Origin of the sequence: Microbacterium hibisci, assembly GCF_015278255.1 — a bacterium.
GTDB lineage: Bacteria > Actinomycetota > Actinomycetes > Actinomycetales > Microbacteriaceae > Microbacterium > Microbacterium hibisci.
Map to the genome: position 1 here is coordinate 105,188 of NZ_JADIJC010000011.1, position 16,904 is coordinate 122,091.

General features: G+C 71.6%; 16 protein-coding genes and 2 pseudogenes. 11 read left to right on the forward strand and 7 right to left on the reverse strand.

What is annotated here, in order from left to right; translation table 11 throughout:
- The first annotated feature begins 13 nt into the window (after positions 1–13).
- The 3 genes from IM770_RS17065 (at position 14) to IM770_RS17075 (ending at position 3,597) form a co-directional block, all read left to right on the forward strand.
- Complete coding sequence (locus IM770_RS17065) at positions 14–514, forward strand: DUF3817 domain-containing protein (protein ID WP_203582343.1); 501 nt, start codon at positions 14–16, stop codon at positions 512–514.
- Positions 511–2,109, forward strand: a complete 1,599-nt coding sequence (guaA, locus tag IM770_RS17070) for a glutamine-hydrolyzing GMP synthase (protein ID WP_203582344.1) — start codon at positions 511–513, stop codon at positions 2,107–2,109. The genes IM770_RS17065 and guaA overlap by 4 nt, the downstream gene beginning before the upstream one ends.
- A gap of 105 nt (positions 2,110–2,214) precedes the next feature.
- A complete protein-coding gene (locus tag IM770_RS17075) occupies positions 2,215–3,597 on the forward strand; it encodes a glycosyltransferase (protein ID WP_203582345.1) in 1,383 nt (460 codons plus the stop codon).
- A gap of 110 nt (positions 3,598–3,707) precedes the next feature.
- Here the strand turns inward: IM770_RS17075 and IM770_RS17080 are convergent, their stop codons facing one another.
- The gene (locus tag IM770_RS17080; protein WP_203582346.1) at positions 3,708–5,687 is read right to left on the reverse strand and encodes a rhamnogalacturonan lyase family protein; all 1,980 of its coding nucleotides are present in this window, start codon (positions 5,685–5,687) and stop codon (positions 3,708–3,710) included.
- Between the two features lie 229 nt (positions 5,688–5,916).
- Here IM770_RS17080 and IM770_RS17085 point away from each other — a divergent pair, with 229 nt between their 5' ends.
- Together IM770_RS17085 and IM770_RS17090 are read left to right on the forward strand one after the other, a co-directional pair.
- Positions 5,917–6,546, forward strand: coding sequence for a ClpP family protease (locus IM770_RS17085; protein WP_203582347.1), 630 nt, complete (start codon positions 5,917–5,919; stop codon positions 6,544–6,546).
- The gene (locus tag IM770_RS17090; RefSeq protein WP_203582348.1) at positions 6,543–7,139 is read left to right on the forward strand and encodes a ClpP family protease; all 597 of its coding nucleotides are present in this window, start codon (positions 6,543–6,545) and stop codon (positions 7,137–7,139) included. The genes IM770_RS17085 and IM770_RS17090 overlap by 4 nt, the downstream gene beginning before the upstream one ends.
- A 596-nt stretch (positions 7,140–7,735) precedes the next feature.
- Here IM770_RS17090 and ligD read toward each other — a convergent pair.
- The 4 genes from ligD to IM770_RS17110 all read right to left on the reverse strand — a co-directional run bounded on the left by ligD (position 7,736) and on the right by IM770_RS17110 (position 10,921).
- Positions 7,736–8,980, reverse strand: a complete 1,245-nt coding sequence (gene ligD, locus IM770_RS17095) for a non-homologous end-joining DNA ligase (RefSeq protein ID WP_203582349.1) — start codon at positions 8,978–8,980, stop codon at positions 7,736–7,738.
- 70 nt (positions 8,981–9,050) lie between these two features.
- Complete coding sequence (locus tag IM770_RS17100) at positions 9,051–9,389, reverse strand: helix-turn-helix domain-containing protein (RefSeq protein WP_203582350.1); 339 nt, start codon at positions 9,387–9,389, stop codon at positions 9,051–9,053.
- A 61-nt stretch (positions 9,390–9,450) separates the two neighbouring features.
- Positions 9,451–9,792 carry a DUF8738 domain-containing protein gene (locus IM770_RS17105; RefSeq protein WP_203582351.1) on the reverse strand — a complete coding sequence of 114 codons (342 nt, stop codon included), beginning with the start codon at positions 9,790–9,792 and terminating at the stop codon, positions 9,451–9,453.
- Positions 9,793–10,006: 214 nt separating this feature from the next.
- Positions 10,007–10,921: a Bax inhibitor-1/YccA family protein gene (locus tag IM770_RS17110; RefSeq protein ID WP_203582352.1), complete on the reverse strand. Its 915-nt coding sequence runs from the start codon at positions 10,919–10,921 to the stop codon at positions 10,007–10,009.
- A gap of 156 nt (positions 10,922–11,077) precedes the next feature.
- Between IM770_RS17110 and IM770_RS17115 the strand changes: the two genes are divergently transcribed.
- The 3 genes and pseudogenes from IM770_RS17115 (at position 11,078) to IM770_RS17125 (ending at position 14,461) form a co-directional block, all read left to right on the forward strand.
- Positions 11,078–12,103, forward strand: coding sequence for a glycerophosphodiester phosphodiesterase family protein (locus IM770_RS17115; RefSeq protein WP_203582353.1), 1,026 nt, complete (start codon positions 11,078–11,080; stop codon positions 12,101–12,103).
- A 52-nt stretch (positions 12,104–12,155) separates the two neighbouring features.
- A pseudogene (locus IM770_RS17120) lies at positions 12,156–13,121 on the forward strand (ABC transporter ATP-binding protein); the annotation flags it as partial.
- Between the two features lie 242 nt (positions 13,122–13,363).
- Positions 13,364–14,461: an ABC transporter permease gene (locus tag IM770_RS17125; protein ID WP_203582354.1), complete on the forward strand. Its 1,098-nt coding sequence runs from the start codon at positions 13,364–13,366 to the stop codon at positions 14,459–14,461.
- A gap of 107 nt (positions 14,462–14,568) precedes the next feature.
- Here the strand turns inward: IM770_RS17125 and IM770_RS17130 are convergent, their stop codons facing one another.
- Entirely contained in the window at positions 14,569–15,033 is a 465-nt protein-coding gene (locus IM770_RS17130) for an SRPBCC domain-containing protein (RefSeq protein ID WP_203582355.1), read from the reverse strand.
- 16 nt (positions 15,034–15,049) lie between these two features.
- On the opposite strand from IM770_RS17130, the gene IM770_RS17135 reads away from it, so the two are divergent.
- A complete protein-coding gene (locus IM770_RS17135; protein WP_203582356.1) occupies positions 15,050–15,373 on the forward strand; it encodes an ArsR/SmtB family transcription factor in 324 nt (107 codons plus the stop codon).
- 30 nt (positions 15,374–15,403) lie between these two features.
- Here IM770_RS17135 and IM770_RS17140 read toward each other — a convergent pair whose 3' ends face one another.
- The gene (locus IM770_RS17140) at positions 15,404–16,177 is read right to left on the reverse strand and encodes an alpha/beta fold hydrolase (protein WP_203582357.1); all 774 of its coding nucleotides are present in this window, start codon (positions 16,175–16,177) and stop codon (positions 15,404–15,406) included.
- A gap of 131 nt (positions 16,178–16,308) precedes the next feature.
- On the opposite strand from IM770_RS17140, the gene IM770_RS17145 reads away from it, so the two are divergent.
- Entirely contained in the window at positions 16,309–16,626 is a 318-nt protein-coding gene (locus IM770_RS17145; protein ID WP_203582358.1) for a hypothetical protein, read from the forward strand.
- Positions 16,627–16,721: 95 nt separating this feature from the next.
- Positions 16,722–16,904 (forward strand): annotated as a pseudogene (locus IM770_RS17150) (GTP 3',8-cyclase MoaA); the annotation flags it as partial.

Below are 16,904 nucleotides of genomic sequence, written 5' to 3' on the forward strand. Positions count from 1 at the left end.
TAGACTGGGGGCCATGCCCCGCGCCCCGAAGCTCGCTTCCTTTCCGGCGATCCGCGGAGCCCTGCGGTTCTACCAGGTCTGCTCGATCATCACGGGCACGATGCTGCTGCTCCTGGTCGCCGAGATGATCGCCAAGTACTGGCTCGGCTACGAGCTGTTCCTGGGCGGCTCCGGCGGGTTCCTCTGGTTCGCGCCGGTCGTCGAGACCGCCTCGGGCCTCGAGTCCACCGGCGACGGGTTCAACCTGTCGCTCGGCATCCTCGTCGCCCACGGCTGGTTCTACGTCGTCTACCTCATCTCGTGCTTCCGCGTGTGGAGCCTCATGCGCTGGAACCTCCTGCGCCTGGCCATGCTGGCGGCGGGCGGCATCGTGCCGCTGCTGTCGTTCTTCATGGAGGCCCGCGTCGGCCGCGACGTCAAGAAGTACCTCGACGAACGCGAGGCCGCCGAGCTGCACTCGCGCGCCGAGCACTCGTCCCTCACCCACTCGATCCCGACGGAGAACAAGCGTTGACCCAGAGCCCTTCAGAAGCAGGGACCGAAACCTCGCAGCGCCCCGTCCTCGTCGTCGACTTCGGCGCGCAGTACGCGCAGCTGATCGCCCGGCGCGTCCGCGAGGCCGGCGTCTACAGCGAGATCGTCCCTCACACGGCGACCGCGGCCGACATCGCCGCCAAGAACCCGGTCGGCATCATCCTGTCGGGCGGCCCCTCGTCGGTGTACGAAGAGGGCGCGCCGGCGCTCGACACCGAGGTCTTCGACCTCGGTGTGCCGACGCTGGGCATCTGCTACGGCTTCCAGGTCATGGCGCAGGCGCTCGGCGGCGAGGTCGCGCACACCGGACTCCGCGAGTACGGAGCGACGGATGCCGCGGTCACGGGTGACGGCGGCGTGCTGCTCGGCGGACAGCCGGTCGACCAGAACGTGTGGATGAGCCACGGCGATCAGGTGTCGCGGGCGCCCGAGGGCTTCGACGTGCTCGCCTCGACGCAGGCCACGCCGGTCGCCGCGTTCGGCAGCGACGAGCGCCGCTTCTACGGCGTGCAGTGGCACCCCGAGGTGAAGCACTCGGACTACGGCCAGAACGTCATCGAGAACTTCCTGCACAAGGCTGCGGGGCTTCCGGCCGATTGGAACCCCGACAACGTCATCGCCGAGCAGGTCGCCAAGATCCAGGCGCAGGTCGGCTCGGGCCGCGTGATCTGCGGTCTGTCGGGCGGCGTCGACTCCGCGGTGGCGGCCGCCCTCGTGCACAAGGCCGTCGGCGACCAGCTCGTGTGCATCTTCGTCGACCACGGGCTTCTGCGGAAGGACGAGCGCGAGCAGGTCGAGCAGGACTACGTCGCCTCCACGGGCGTGCGCCTGGTCACGGTCGACGCGCGCGAGCGCTTCCTCACGGCGCTCGCCGGCGTGAGCGACCCGGAGCAGAAGCGCAAGATCATCGGCCGCGAGTTCATCCGCACCTTCGAGCAGGCCGAGGCCGAGCTCGTCGCCGAAGCCGAGGCCGATGGCGAGCCCATCCGCTTCCTCGTGCAGGGCACGCTCTACCCCGACGTGGTCGAGTCGGGCGGCGGCACCGGCACGGCGAACATCAAGTCGCACCACAACGTCGGCGGCCTCCCCGAAGACCTGCAGTTCGAGCTCGTCGAGCCGCTGCGCACGCTGTTCAAGGACGAGGTGCGCGCGATCGGCCGCGAACTCGGCCTGCCTGAGGTGATCGTCGCCCGCCAGCCGTTTCCGGGCCCCGGCCTCGGCATCCGGATCGTGGGTGAGGTCACCGCTGACCGCCTCGAGATTCTGCGCGATGCCGACGCCATCGCCCGCGAAGAGCTGACCCGCGCCGGCCTGGACGGCGAGATCTGGCAGTGCCCGGTCGTGCTGCTGGCCGACGTGCGCTCGGTGGGCGTGCAGGGCGACGGCCGCACCTACGGGCACCCGATCGTGCTCCGCCCGGTGTCGTCCGAAGACGCGATGACCGCCGACTGGACGCGCCTGCCGTACGACGTCCTGTCGCGCATCTCCAACCGCATCACGAACGAGGTGCGTGAGGTCAACCGGGTCGTGCTCGACGTCACGTCGAAGCCCCCGGGGACGATCGAGTGGGAGTGACCCCGAGAGGGGTGGCGGTGCCCGATCGGGGATCGCTGTGACGGATGCCGCGGACCTGGGTCCGCGGCATCCGTCGTCTTCGTCGTGGTGCGGGAGGATGGACGGGTGACCTCCGAGACGACGCTTCCGCCCGCCGACTACGTCGTCATCGGCAGCCGAGTCGCACTCGGGCTCGACGGCGGGTTCGCGGTCGCGGTGCCGGCGCGGCTGCGGCTGCTGGAGGCCGCGGGCGCCCCCGAGCCGCTCATGCTGAGCGTCGACGGCCAGTCGGTCGGGGCCCACGCGGCGCAGCGGCAGGCCTTCGTCGACGGCGGCCACGTGCCATCGGCGTCGCGGGTGCGCAACCTGTTCGATGAGCTCTCCGCCGATGCCACCTGGCTGCTCGAGGCGGGCGAGCCGGGCGCGGCGACTCCGGGGGTGACGTATCGGACGGTGACGGATGCCGCGGCCCGCCCGATCGTGTCGCTCCCGGTCTTCGAGAACGATCCCGAGTGGCACCTGCGCAATGCGAACGTCGTGGTGCACGCTCCGGAGGGCGACCGCGTGGTCCAGGGTTTCCGCGGCCTGTACGTCGCGTGGCTCGAGGCGATCGCCGCCGCGCGACGCGACGCGGCGGGCGACCCCGAGCGGCTGTTCGTCGTGGTGTGCGAGTCGCGCCAGCTCGGCGAGGCGCTTGTCGGCTGGGCCGATCCGCGGGTTCGTGTCGTGCACACCGTGCACAACTCGCACCTGCCGGCGCCGTACGACGACCCGGCCGCGCCGGTGAGCGGCCTGTGGGCGCGGTGGCTGCCGACGCTCGACGCGTACGACGCGGTGCTGTGGCCGACCGCGGCACAGCGCGACGAGATCGCCGCGCGCTTCGGCGATCCCGGAACGTTCCACGTCGTGCCGAACACCATCGCCCTCGGCTCCGAGCCACCCGGAGCCGCGTCGCGCGACCCGCGCCGCGTGGTGATGCTCAACCGGCTGGCGCCGCAGAAGCGGGTGGACCTCGCCGTGCGCGCGTGGCCGGCGGTCCTCGCGGCGGTGACCGACGCGCGGCTCGACATCTACGGCGACGGCCCGCTGCGGAACGAGCTGCAGGGGCTGATCGATGAGCTCGGGGTGGCGGCATCCGTCACCCTCCACGGGGCCACCGCCGACCGCGACGCGATCTTCGACCGCGCCGCGCTGTTCGTGACGTCCACGGCCTTCGAGGGCCAGGGACTGTCGATCGCCGAGGCGCTCGCCCGCGGACTGCCCGTCGTCTCGACCGACGCCCGGTACGGTCCGCGCGAGGCGGTCGACGGCGCCGGTGTGCTCGTGCCGCCCGGCGATGTCGATGCGCTCGCGGCGGCGGTGATCGACCTCCTGCAGGACGACGTCCGGCGCGCCGAGCTGTCGTCGCGGGCGCGTGCGGCGGCTGCGACATTCACTCCGGAGGCGGTGCAGCCCCTCCTGGTCGGCGCCCTGCGCTCGGCGGTCGAGAGCCCCTCGCGTCGCGCCTGAGTCCTGTGCGCACGTGATGCGGTGGGTCGCGCGTCTCCGCGCGACCCACCGCATCCGTGTGACCCGCCAGGTGGGCCAGGCCGCCGAGAGAGGTCGGGGCCGTCGGGCGCCTACGGGCGGCCGCTACCCGGCTTCGGCTCGCCGGCATACCGGATGTTCGGCGCGGGCGGCTGCTCCATGCCGTGGCCGAGGAAGTAGTCGACGTTGCTCGACTGCAGGTACCCCTTCAGCGTCATGCCGTTGCGGTAGGCCGGGTTGTGAGCCAGCGTGTAGAGCCGCTGGTCGGTGGCCTGGTCGGTCGTGAAGATCAGCAGCTCATCGAAGTCCGCGCTCGGCAGCACCACCTCCTCGCGCCAGTCACCGAGGATGTCGGCGATCATCGTCGGGTAGACGGAGTTGCCCAGCGCCGTCACGGCGCCGTAGTCGCCGAACGTGAGGACACGCGGCACGGACTCGCGGTCTGTGGGGTTCGCGGGATCCCACTTCGTGATGCGCGCGTCGCGATCGGCCGGCACGGGGTTGTTGTCGAAGAGTTCCCGCAGCGGGTCGCCATCCCACCAGACGCCCATGTGCGGCCACGGCTGCTTCGTGGTGTCGGGCTCGGCGAGCGTGTTCGTCGGTGCGTTGTACACCCCGGTGGGAACGCTCTGGTGGTAGTTCACCTCGCCGTCGTTGGACCAGGTCTCCATGCCGGGGAACCGGGGGTCGATGTCGGCGACCATGCCGCGTCCGGCGTCCGCGAGCGGGCGGTCCGAGAAGTGCTTCCACAGGATCTCTCCGGTCGCCGCGTCGTAGTAGTAGTCGAGCAGCTTTCGCGGGTGGTCCTGCTGGATGCCATAGCCCTCCAGGCCCGGACGCGCGGGATCGATGTCGGCGATGAACCACCGGTCGCCGTGGATGATGTCCTGCGGCGCGAGACTGTAGCGGAGCGTGCCGTCGCCGTTGAGGACGTAGCCGATCTCGCCCACCTCGTCGCGCCCGTCACCGTCGACGTCGACGATGCGGGTGTTGTGGCCGTCGGGCAGATCCTGGCTGCCGCGCAGGAACTTCCACTGCTGGTTCAGCGCGGAGCCGTCGAACTGCCACGCCACCTGCATCAGGTTGAACGCGCTGCCGGAGCCGCCGATGCGGTTCTTCATGTACGCCACGAGGCTCGGCTTCTCGCCGTCGAGATGGCCGACGCCGAGGCGCGCGTACATCGGGCCGTCGCGGAGGTAGTCGGCCGGCACGGGAGCGGCCGCGCGCAGCGCGCCGGTCTCGCCGTCGAGGACGGCCATGTGCTGGTCGACGTTCGTCGCCCCGCCGCTCCAGACCTCGCCGTCTCCGAAAGTGACGCCGTTGGCGATCCGGATCGCGACCTCCGAGCGGCCGTCGCTGTCGAGGTCGTAGACCGTCACGCCGTCGTTGTGCCCGACGTCCACCGTGGACGAGCCGCCCTCGATGTTGTTCTGATCGATGCTGTTGGGACCGAGGTCCATGGACCACAGGAAGGTCCCGTCGCTGCGGTAGGCCTCGATGGATTGCGGGCTGGTCTGACGGTCGAGCACGTAGTCGTACGCGCCGTCGCCGTCGAGGTCGCCCACCCACACGAACTTGATCGGGCCGCCCTCGCGAAGCGGCACGCGCACGACCGGCTCGACCGGGTGATCGGCAGGGAGCGTGAACGTGTCGCCGGGCGCGAACTCGGGCTTCGAGCCGAGGGGCCGCACGCGATAGCTGTTCGTCACGCTGAGGTCGGCCGAGTCGTCGATGAAGCTCGTGCCGCCGCTGAGCGGCTTGCCCACGGGAATGAACGGGCCGCCGTCGGCCGAGCGCTCCAGGAGGAAGCGGGTGTCGGCAGGGTCGAGACCCAGCAGACGCCAGCTGACATGCACGGTCGTCTCCGACGCGCGCACGGCGACGATGCCGCGGTCGAGCCACTCCATGACGCGGGCGGAAGATGTCGACGGCGCCGGTGCGGGTCGCTCCTCCGTGGTCGTCGATGCGACCGCGGGCGCGGCGTACAGCACCGATCCCGCGATCGCGCAAGCGGACAGCGCAGCCAGGCTGCGGATGGTCGCACGTCTGGTGGGACGCTTCTGGATCTTCATCCATCTCCTCCTCGAAACGGTGACGCACCTCCGGCAGGTGCGCTGACAGTGTCGGACGCGATCCGCCTCGCCCACCGCAAACGATCAAGAGCGCGCACCCGTCGAGAACGACGAGAGCGCAGGCTCGGGCCTGGGCGGTCGGGCGAGCGGGACGGACGCTCCGCCGTGAGCAGAGCCGCCGGAAGCGGAAACGGATGCCGCGACCGCCGCGATCGCGCACGCTGAGGTCATGGCAGAAGAAGGCAAGATCCCGCAGTTCGGTGCCGAGGCGCGGCGCGAGCTGTTCCACCAGCGCGTGCTCGTGCTGGACGGTCCGCTCGACGACGACAACGGCACCCTCATCGCGACGCAGCTGCTGGCACTCGCGGCGGAGGACGAGGCATCCGATATCGCGCTCTGGATCCATTCGCCGGGCGGCTCGGTTCCGTCCATGCTCGCGATCCGCGACGTCATGAACCTCATCCCCAACGACGTGGCCACGCTCGCGCTCGGCCTCGCGTGCAGCGCCGGGCAGTTCCTGCTGTCGGCTGGGGCCCGGGGCAAGCGCCGCGCGCTGCCGCACGCGCGCATCCTCATGCACCAGGGCTCGTCGGGCATCGGGGGGTCGACGGTCGACGTCGAGGTGCAGGCCGACGACCTGCGGCACACGCGCGACACCGTGCTCGGGCTCATCGCCGCCGACACCGGGCAGAGCGTCGAGCGGGTCTTCGAGGACTCGCTGCACGACCGGTGGTACACGGCCGCGCAGGCCCGCGACTACGGCTTCATCGACGGCATCGTCGACGACTTCGCCCAGGTGGTGCCGCGCCGCCGCCGCCCCGCGGGTCTCGGCCTCGGACCGGCGGAGGTGGCGGCATGACCTCGTACACGATCCCCAACGTCGTCGCGCAGCATCCTCGCGGCGACCGGATCATGGACGTCTACTCGCATCTGCTGGCCGAGCGCGTCGTCTACCTGGGCACCGGGATCGACGCCGGCGTCGCCAACGCGCTCATCGCGCAGCTGCTGCACCTCGACGCCGACAGCCCCGACCGCGACATCCAGCTGTACATCAACTGCGAGGGCGGCGACCCGTCCGCGATGCTCGCGGTCTACGACACGATGCAGCACGTGAGACCGGATGTCGCGACCACGGTCGTGGGCCAGGCCATCGGCGTCGGCGCGGTGATGCTCGCCGCCGGCGCGCCCGGCAAGCGCTCGGTGCTGCCGCACGCCCGCGTCGTCCTGCACCAGCCCGCGGGTCAGGGGAGAGGAGCGATCCCCGACCTGATCCTGCAGGCCGACGAGCTCGTGCGCGTGCGCGGCGAGGTGGAGCAGATCCTCGCCCGCCATTCGGGCCAGGACCCGGCGAAGCTGCGCGCCGACACCGATCGCGACCGCGTCTTCACCGCGGCCGACGCGGTCGCGTACGGCCTCGCCGACCACGTCCTCGACCGCGTCCCCGGCCGTTGAGCGGAGGGCGCTCTGGCGCCCGCAGTCGAAACGCGTCGAGATCCGGGACTGCGCCGGGTTGGGGGCGTTTCGTCTCGCTCGTTCCTCGCTCGCTCAACGGCCGGGGCGTGGGGGCTCGTAACGGCGGACCCCCGGTCGTTGAGCGGAGGGCGCTCTGGCGCCCGCAGTCGAAACGCGTCGAGATCCGGGACTGCGCCGGGTTGGGGGCGTTTCGTCTCGCTCGTTCCTCGCTCGCTCAACGGCCGGGGCGTGGGGGCTCGTAGCGGCGACTCCCGGCCGTTGAGCGGAGGCCGCTCTGGCGCCCGCAGTCGAAACGCGTCGAGATCCGGGACTGCGCCGGGTTGGGGGCGTTTCGTCTCGCTCGTTCCTCGCTCGCTCAACGGCCGGGGCGTGGGGGCTCGTAACGGCGGACCCCCGGTCGTTGAGCGGAGGGCGCTCTGGCGCCCGCAGTCGAAACGCGTCGAGATCCGGGACTGCGCCGGGTTGGGGGCGTTTCGTCTCGCTCGTTCCTCGCTCGCTCAACGGCCGGGGGCGTGGGCGCGCCGGCTTGGGGGCGTCTCGCTCGTTCCTCGCCGCTCACCGGGCGGGCGGCGGGATCAGCGGGCGGGGGCGCCGGGCCAGACCTTGCCCTCCCACGGGTCGTAGTCGGCGATGAGGTCCTCCTGCGGCGGGCGCTCGGCCTCGGGCACGTGCTGCAGGTTGACGCGCACCCGGTACCAGAGCGAGCTCGAACCCCGCATGCCGTCGATGAGCACGTCGGCCGGATGGAGCTGCTCGGCGACGGACGGATGCCGCTGCTTCCACTCGTCGAGAGCCGCGACGGATTCGGGCTTGGTCTTCGTGCGTGCGACCTCGATGAGTGGCATGGTCGACTGCCGGCGACCGTCCGCCGTGCCGCCGCGCGGCGGCTTCTCGGCCGGCCCGAGCTCGTCGGCGAGTCGCAGCAGTCCGTCGAGGGTGCCGACCGCGTCGTCGATACCGGCGTGCGAATCGCCGAGCTCGGCGTACCGCGACGGCACCGTCAGCACCGTGAACTCCTCGGGGCGCCGATCGCGCACCTCATCCCAGCCGAGCGGCGTCGACACCCGCGCGTCGGGAAGCGGACGGATCGAGTACGCCGACGCCACCGTGCGGTCCTTCGCATTCTGGTTGAAGTCCACGAACACGCTCTCGCCGCGCTCCTCCTTCCACCAGCGGGCGGTGGCGAGGCCGGGCGCGCGGTTCTCCACCTCGCGCGCGAGCGTCTCGGCCGCCAGCCGCACCTGCTTGTAGTCCCACTGCGGGGCGATGCGCACGAGGATGTGCATGCCGCGCGAGCCGCTCGTCTTGGGCCAGCCGACCAGGCCGACGTCGTCGAGCACCTCGCGGGCGACGAACGCGACATCGACGATCTGCGACCAGTCGACGCCGGGCATCGGATCGAGGTCGATGCGCAGCTCGTCGGGGCGGTCGAGATCCTCGGCGCGCACGGGATGCGGGTTGAGGTCGAGGCAGCCGAGGTTGACCACCCACGCCAGGCCCGCGGCATCCCGGATCACCGCCTCTTCGGCCGATGTGCCCCGCGCGTAGTGCAGGGTCGCGGTGTCGATGAACGCGGGGTGGTTCTCGGGGACGCGCTTCTGGAAGAAGGGCTCGGCGTCGATGCCCTTGGGGAAGCGCTTGAGCACCATCGGGCGCCCGCCGGCGCCCCGCAGCGCACCGTCGGCGACCGAGAGGTAGTAGCGCACGACGTCGAGCTTCGTGAGGCCCGGCTCGGGGAACACCATCTTCGTCGGGCTCGAGATGCGCACCTCCTGTCCGTCGATCTCGAGTATCTCTGCTTCCGACTTCGCGGGCGTCACCCCGCCCACGCTAGCGATGCCCTGCGACATCGGCCAGGGGGCGGCGCTCACCCGGAGAGCGCAGGGCGGCTCACGCGGCCAGGGCGAATGCGGCGCGGCATCCGGCCGCCGCACGCTCGGTCGCGCGCGAGCGGAGGTCGTCCACGACGCCCGCGGTCAGCTCGATCAGCGTCACTTCAAGCGCTCCCGCGACGGCGGCGATCATCTCGCTCGAGGGCTCCTTGAGGCCGCGCTCGATCTCGGACAGGTACTGCGGTGAGACCCCGGCGCGGTCCGCGGTGTCGGCGAGGCGCTCGCCGCGGTCGTGGCGGAGCCGGCGCAGGCGGTCACCGAGCGCGTCGCGCCAGAGCGGTTCGGGCTCACGAGAGGGGCGCGGTGCCTTCGTCGGCAGCGGGATGATCTCGGCCATGGCGTCACGATAGAACGGAGAGTCCACAGCCCGCGAGGCGTTCCGCTCACAGCAGAAGCGGTCAGCGCGTGCACAGCCGCGGCGTGTCGTCCCGGCCGAAGCGGTAGTCGTACTCGATGCCGTCGACGACGACCACGACGCGCATGCCGTCGACGAGCGCCTGCGTGTACATGAACCCGGGCTCCGGGCAGCCGAGGGCGCCGTTGCTCCACGTGATCGCGTGCGACGACACGAGCTCGGGGGCGGCGGTCACGCCGCGCGCCGCCAGGTCTGCGACGATCGCGTCCCACCGGGCGGGCGGGACCTGGACGGCTTCACCGGTCGGCTCGGCCGGTCCTGGCGTCGTCACGTCCAGCGAGCGCTCGGCCGACGGGTCGTGGCCGGACGGAGTGGGCGGGGTCATGGACGCTCCTCAACACTCGATGAGATCGGCATCAGCCTAGGTCGCGCGCCAGTCGTCCGACAGCGCCGGGAACGGCTCCCGGCGTACTCCCGGTCGCGACGGCCCGGCCGCCCAGAACGGGGCAACGGCCGCCCGGAGCAGCGGAACGGCCGCCCGGGACAGCGGAACGGCCGCCCGGAGAACCGGGCGGCCGTTCACGAGTGATCGCTGTGCGTCAGTTGCTGCCGCGGACGATCGCGATGATGCGGAGGATCTCGACGTACAGCCAGACGACGGTCACCATGATGCCGAAGGCGCCCATCCACGCGAACTGGCGCGGGGCGCCGTTGCGGACGCCCTGCTGCACCTGGTCGAAGTCGAGCACCAGCGAGTACGCGGCCATGATGACCACGAGCAGGCCGATGATCAGGCCGAGCGGGATGCCCATGAACGTCTCGCTGTAGAGGCCGAAGGTTCCCTCGGTGACTCCGAACAGCATGAGGCCGATGTTGATGAGGCCGAAGACCAGGTAGCCCACCATGGCGATGAGGAAGATCTTCGTGGCGCGCTTGGAGGCGCGCACCTTGCCGCTGGCGAAGAGCGCCAGGGTGACGCCGACGACGGCGAAGGTGGCGAGCGTCGCCTGCACGACGATGCCCGGCCACATGACCTCGAAGAAGGCGGAGATGCCGCCGACGAAGAGGCCCTCGAACGCGGCGTACGCGAAGATCAGCGGCGGACGGACCTTCTTGCGCGAGCCGAAGATCACGACCATCGCCATCACGAAGCCGCCGAGCGCGCCGATCGTCCACGGAAGGATCGAGGGCTGCACGACCTGACGGGCGTCGAGTCCGCCGAGGGTCCACACCCAGCCGATCGCGGCGAACGCGAGGAGGATCGCGAAGAGGCCGACCGTCTTCCAGACGGTGTCCTCGACGGTCATGCGGTCGGTCTCGCGAGCGCCGGCGGCCGGGGCGGCGTACATGCCCTCGAGCTGCGCCTGGGCTGCGGCATCCGTTCCCGCGCGCTGCGCCGTTGCGAACTGCGTGTTCCCGCCCAGGTTCGCCGCCTGCGAACCGCCGGGGTAGGTCTGAACGGCCTTCGGGTCCTGGAAGGCCGGGTTGTTGAACGCGGGGTTGTTGAGGGCCACTGCTCTCACACTCCAATGTCAAGGGATTCCCAGCACGATGCTGTTGATCAACACTATCCGACGGGCGATCTCACGGCACGGGTCGGCGCTGTGAGGAGACTATGAACGGATGCCGCGACCCGCGGCCGCGGCCACGCTCGTGGTTACGCTGAGACGGTGCCGCGCCGTCATCCGCTCGTCATCGGCCATCGCGGCGCGCCCGGATACCGTCCGGAGCATTCACGCTCGTCGTACGCGCTGGCGTTCGCGATGGGCGTCGACGCGGTCGAGCCCGACATCGTCGTGTCGCGCGACGGAGTGCTGGTCGTCCGGCACGAGAACGAGATCTCGGGCACGACCGATGTGGCAGACAGACCGGAGTTCGCCGACCGCCGCACCACCAAGACGGTGGACGGGATCGAGCTGACCGGCTGGTTCACCGAGGACTTCACGTGGGACGAGCTCGCGACGCTGCGGTGCCGTGAGCGCATCCCCGAGCTGCGGGCGTCGAGCGCGAGCTTCGACGACGAGCAGCCGGTGCTGCGGCTGCGCGACGTGCTCGACGCGGTGCGTGAGGCGTCGCTCGAGCACGGCCGCGAGATCGGCGTCGTGCTCGAGATCAAGCACGCGACCTACTTCGCCACGTGCCTGGGCGCCGCCGGCGGGTGGGACGTCGCGGCCCTCGTCGAGGCTGAGCTCCGCGAGGCGGGCTGGGCGTCGGGCGAGCTGCCGCTCACGATCGAGGCCTTCGAGTCGACGGTGCTGTTCGCGCTGCAGGAGCGGGGCATCCGCGCGGCGTACGTGTACCTGCTCGAGGCGTCCGGTCGCCCGTTCGACCTGTACTCCGCCCAGGGGAGGGCCGCGCTCACGTACCGGCAGACCGCGGCCCCGGCCGGGCTCGACGGGCTGGTCGGGCGCGTCGACGGCATCAGCGTCGACAAGCGCTCGATCCTCGCGCCCGACAAGCTCGGTCGCGCCAGCGGCCCCTCGCGTGTCGTCGCCGATGCGCACGATCGTGGGCTGCGCGTGTTCACGTGGACCTGCCGGCCCGAGAACCGATTCCTCATCGGCCAGTTCCGCCGGCGCGGCGGACCCGAGGCGTTCGGCGACTGGGAGGCGGAGTGGGGGATCATCCGCGACGCCGGCGTCGACGGGGTCTTCGTCGACCACCCCGATCTCGGCGTCTCGTTCTTCCGAGACTGACGCCGCCGGATCATTCCCGGAAGACGTCTTCCGCTGTCGCTAGGGTGGGCCCGTGACCACCCCCTCCGGCACCGCTGCTGCGCCAGGTACCGTCGCCGAGCCCGGCATCGTCGTCCAGGGCGTGCGTCGCTCATTCGGCGAGGTCCAGGCCGTTCGCAGCATCACCTTCGGCGCCCACGCCGGGCGCGTGACGGGTCTCGTCGGGCCCAACGGCTCGGGCAAGACGACGCTCCTCCTCATGCTGGCGTCGCTGCTCGCGCCCGACGACGGGTCGATCCGCATCGCGGGCGTCGACCCGGTCGCCGATCCGCAGGCCGCGCGGGCCCTGCTCGGCTGGATGCCCGACGCGCTCGGCGCCTGGAACGCGCTCACCTCGCGCGAGACGCTGGTGGTCACGGCGCGGCTCTACGGGATGCCGAAGGATGCGGCATCCGCTCGCGCCGATGCGCTGCTCACCGAGGTCGGGCTGGTCGAGCTCGCCGATGCCCCGGCCCGCGTGCTGTCGCGCGGCCAGAAGCAGCGTCTGGGCCTCGCGCGGGCCCTCGTGCACGACCCGCGCGTCCTGCTGCTCGACGAACCGGCCTCGGGGCTCGACCCGCAGGCACGCATCGATCTGCGACGGCTGCTGCGGCGCTTCGCCGCCGAGGGGCGCACGGTGCTGGTGTCGAGCCACATCCTCTCCGAGCTCGAAGAGGTCGTCGACGACGCCGTCTTCCTGCTGGCGGGCGCGACCGTCGACCCGGCGCGGGTCGAGGCGGCCGCGCGCCGCGCACGGCCCTGGCGCGTGCGGCTCGCGAGCGCCGAGGCCGGTGGCGCTGTCGACCGTGTCGCCGCGGCGCTGCGCGTGCCGGCCGAGACTCTCGGCACCGACCGCAGGGATGTCGTGGTGTCGTTCGAGTCGGAGGATGCCGCAGCCGCCGCGCTGCGCGACCTGATCGGCGCCGGACTCGACGTCGTGGAGTTCGCCGCCGCGCAGGGCGCGCTCGAGCGCACCTTCCTCGACCTCGGCGACGGGCGTCCCCCCGCGCAGCCGGCACCGGGCGCCGCCGCGCCCGCACCCGGCGCCCCAGCGACCGGCGGCACCGGCGCCCCCGCGCCTGCGCCCGGCGCCCCTGCGCCCGGAGCGCCTGCGCCCGGAGCGCCTGCGTCGGGCGCCCCCGCGCCCGGCACCCCCACGACGGGCGAGCCGGGAGCGTCGCCGCCACTGCGGCCGCCGGCATCCGATCCTCCCCACTCCGCCCACGACAGCGAGGGGACGTCGTGAACGGTCAGCGTGTCGGAACCATCGTCGGCCTCGAGCTGACGCAGCGCACCCGCAGCATCGCCTGGTACGTGCTGCTCGGCGTGTTCGCCGTGATCCTCGCTTTCGTGACGGGGCTGTCGTTCCTCGCGTGGGGATCGGCCGAGCGGCCCGGCGGTGCGATCTACTCGACGATCGTCTACATCACGCTCCTGCTGGTCGTGCTCGTGTCGCCGACGCTGAGCGGCAACGCGATCAACGGAGATCGGGATGTCGCCACCCTCGCTCCCGTGCAGGTCACGCTCGCGACGACCTTCGAGATCCTGATCGGCAAGTTCCTCGCAGCATGGATCACCGGGCTGGCGTTCGTCGCCGTCGCGGTGCCGTTCCTCCTGCTCGCCACGGTCTTGGGCGGGGGAGATCCCGTGACGATCGCGGTGTCGCTCCTGGTGCTCGTGTTCGAGGTCGGCGTGATCGCGGCGATCGGGGTGGCGCTGAGCGGCATCCTGTCGCGCCCGCTGTTCTCGGTGGCGACGACGTACCTGGTGGTCGCGGCGCTCGTCGTCGGCACGCTCATCGCCTTCGCGCTCGTCGGGTTCACGATCCGCTCCGAGGTCACCAGCCACCACCGCTCGTTCGAGTACGACGCGTGGTCGGGCGATTCGTTCCCGTGTCTGCCCGGCGAGCAGCCGAGCGAGGACTACCCGTGCGACGAAGACATCGAAGTGCAGTGCGGTGAATGGCAGACCTCGACCTACGAGGTCCCCCGGTTCGACCACGTGTGGTGGTTGCTGGCCGCCAACCCGTTCGTGATCCTCGCCGATGCGACGCCGACCCACTTCGACGCGATGGGCTACCCCGACGACCTCTTCGGGCAGCTCAAGTTCAGCGTGAGGGCGGCGCAGCAGCCGCCGGACCTCGAGCCGCGCTGGGACGACTGCGCGATGCAGCCGCAGGGGGATCAGCGAACGCCGGAGCAGGTCATCGCGGACTCCACGCCGAGCTGGTTCGTCGGCATGGCGCTGCAGCTGCTGCTCGCGGCCGGGCTGATGTGGTGGGCGTGGGCGCGCACGCGCACGCCCGCGGGCCGGCTGCCGTCAGGCACCCGCATCGCCTGACCGCGCGCACCGGGTGACCACGGACTCGCCTGACCCGGGCGCACAGCGTGTCCCCGCCCGGCCGGCGGCCCCGGACCCGAGGGCGCTCGCCGGACGAAACCCGGGCGTCAGGCGTAAAAGCCGTCGCGCAGGTTGATCCCGTGCTCGACCCAGACCTTGAGCGCGGCGAGCATGCCGGTCCAGCCCTCGCAGTTGCCGAACGCGCTCTTGGCGCCGTCGGCGCTGGCCTGCCAGGCCGACTCCGTGATGGTGACCAGGGTGCGGCTGCCGTCGTCGATCGGCTCGAACTCGAACGTCGTGGTGGTCTCGGCCTCGAGCCCGGCCCGCGCGTCCCAGCGGATGACGAGGCGGCGCGGCGGGTCGGCTTCGACGACGGTCACCGGAAAGCGGCCGGGGAAGTCCGCGAAGTCCCAGGTGACCTCGCCGCCCTGCTCGAGGCGGCCGTGCGCTCCGCCGGTGGTGAAGTAGCGCGACAGCCGCTCGGGATCGGCAACGGCCTCATAGACCTCGGCCGGCGGCCGCGAGACACGCCCCGACACGGTGAACGACAGCGCGGTGAGCTCATCAGACATGTTGTAGTTTTATAACATGACGGACGCCGCGCACAAGGGGTCTGACGACGACCTCGTGTTCAAGGCGCTCGCCGCGCCCCTCCGCCGGCGCATGCTCGACGCTCTGAAGGAGCAGCCGCTCACGACCGGAGCGCTGTGCGACTGCTTCCCCGAGGTGGACCGCACGACCGTGCTCCAGCATCTGCGCGTGCTCGAGAAGGCGGAACTCGTGATCGGGCGGAGAGCCGGCCGGGAGCGGCATCTCACGCTGGCTCCACTCCCGATCAAGCGGATCCACGACCGCTGGATCGGCGACTACGCCCGTGCAGCGGTCGAGCTGCTCGACCGACTGGATGCGTGAGTCGCGGTCGTCGGGGCCGCCTGCTTGGCCCTACCGGAGTCGGTCGCTGACGACCCGGGCGGTGGCCGCCGGGTCGGGGCGGTGCATGACCGACTCGGGGACGACGACGAGTTCTGCGCCGTCGATCGCGTCCACCAGGCGGTCGGCGGCGGTGAGGAGGAGCGGGAAGGTCTGTTCGCCGCGCAGCACGGTGACGGGCGCGGCGACCCCGAGCATCTCTGGGCTGGGCGTGGAGCAGACGCGCACGAGGTTGGTGTCGTAGACCGTCGACTGCGCGAGCGGGAGCAGCGCCGCGAACTGATCGCTCGCGCGGATGCCGTCGACCATCTCGCGGGGGAGACCGACGCCCTCCAGCTGGAACGTGACGATGGCCTCATCGAGACGACCCGCGTCGACGTCGGCTTGCAGCCGGTCGGCGAGGTCGTCGGCGGGTTCGTCCTCTCCGAACCGGAGCGGGGGCTCGGAGAGGAACAGCGCCCTCACCGGCACGCCGCGAGAGGCCGCATAGAGCGCCAGCACCGCGCCCGACGAGTGCCCGAGCACCGCCGCGTCGCCGACGGCGTCGATCACCGCCGCCAGGTCCTCGGCCTCGCGCTCGGGCGTCGAGCCGCGGGTGTCGCCGCTCGAGCCGCGGGCGCGGCGGTCCCACGTCACGGCGGTGTAGCCGGCGTCGGCGAGCGCGGTCGCCAGGCCCGCGGCGTCGGCGGCCGTCGACATCGCGCCGTTCACGATGACGACGACCGGGCCGTCGCCGGCCTGCGCGTAGGCGATGGAGGTGCCGTCGGCGGAAGTCACGGTGTGCATGCGGTCAGCAAACCACGGGCCGCCGACATGCGACAGGGCGCGGCATCCGTCGCCTCATCGCCTCATGCATGCATCGCGAAACGTGTCAACGGGATGTGTCGGGGCTCGGAGGCCCCGGCACAGTGGGCGCCATGAAGCACGTGACCTACGCGGAGAGGGCTCTGTTCCTCGACGACGACTCCGCCGACTGGCTCATGGAGTACGCACGTGCGCTCGGCTCCGCCGGGCTGACCGACACCGTCACGCTGCGCGCGATCGGCACGGACGGCAACGAGATGGAGGCGACGTTCCTGCTGAACGCCAGCACCGAGCTCCTCATGCAGACCACCCGCAACCACCTCGTGGGGCCGTCGAACGACGAGGCGGTGGGCTACATGCAGGAGCGCACGAGGCTGATCCTCACTCCGCCGCCCGCCCGCACCGTGGAGGATCCGCTCGACAACTCATGAGCCACGGCCGCGACCGACCGCGACGGTCCGGTGCGGGCGCAGCCGGATTACCCTCGAACTATGGCCATGGCGGCAGGACGATTCCGGAGACGCGGGTGAGTGCGATTCCGGTGGTGATCGGTCGACGGATGCCGGTGCCGGCGGCGTCGGGTGCCGCGCGCGTGTCCGCGGGTGAGGCGCCCGTGGCGGCGGGTGTGGGGGCGCCGTTGGTGGATACGCATGGGCGGGTGCATCGGGATCTGCGGATCTCGCTCACGGACCGGTGTTCGCTGCGGTGC

What these genes read in the sequence shown, in the direction of transcription:
- IM770_RS17065 (WP_203582343.1), top strand. Translation starts at nt 14, where the DNA reads ATGCCCCGCGCCCCGAAGCTCGCTTCCTTTCCGGCGATCCGCGGAGCC.
- IM770_RS17080 (WP_203582346.1), bottom strand. Translation starts at nt 5,687, where the DNA reads ATGAAGATCCAGAAGCGTCCCACCAGACGTGCGACCATCCGCAGCCTG.
- IM770_RS17085 (WP_203582347.1), top strand. Translation starts at nt 5,917, where the DNA reads ATGGCAGAAGAAGGCAAGATCCCGCAGTTCGGTGCCGAGGCGCGGCGC.
- IM770_RS17090 (WP_203582348.1), top strand. Translation starts at nt 6,543, where the DNA reads ATGACCTCGTACACGATCCCCAACGTCGTCGCGCAGCATCCTCGCGGC.
- IM770_RS17100 (WP_203582350.1), bottom strand. Translation starts at nt 9,389, where the DNA reads ATGGCCGAGATCATCCCGCTGCCGACGAAGGCACCGCGCCCCTCTCGT.
- IM770_RS17105 (WP_203582351.1), bottom strand. Translation starts at nt 9,792, where the DNA reads ATGACCCCGCCCACTCCGTCCGGCCACGACCCGTCGGCCGAGCGCTCG.
- IM770_RS17130 (WP_203582355.1), bottom strand. Translation starts at nt 15,033, where the DNA reads ATGTCTGATGAGCTCACCGCGCTGTCGTTCACCGTGTCGGGGCGTGTC.
- IM770_RS17135 (WP_203582356.1), top strand. Translation starts at nt 15,050, where the DNA reads ATGACGGACGCCGCGCACAAGGGGTCTGACGACGACCTCGTGTTCAAG.
- IM770_RS17140 (WP_203582357.1), bottom strand. Translation starts at nt 16,177, where the DNA reads ATGCACACCGTGACTTCCGCCGACGGCACCTCCATCGCCTACGCGCAG.
- IM770_RS17145 (WP_203582358.1), top strand. Translation starts at nt 16,309, where the DNA reads ATGAAGCACGTGACCTACGCGGAGAGGGCTCTGTTCCTCGACGACGAC.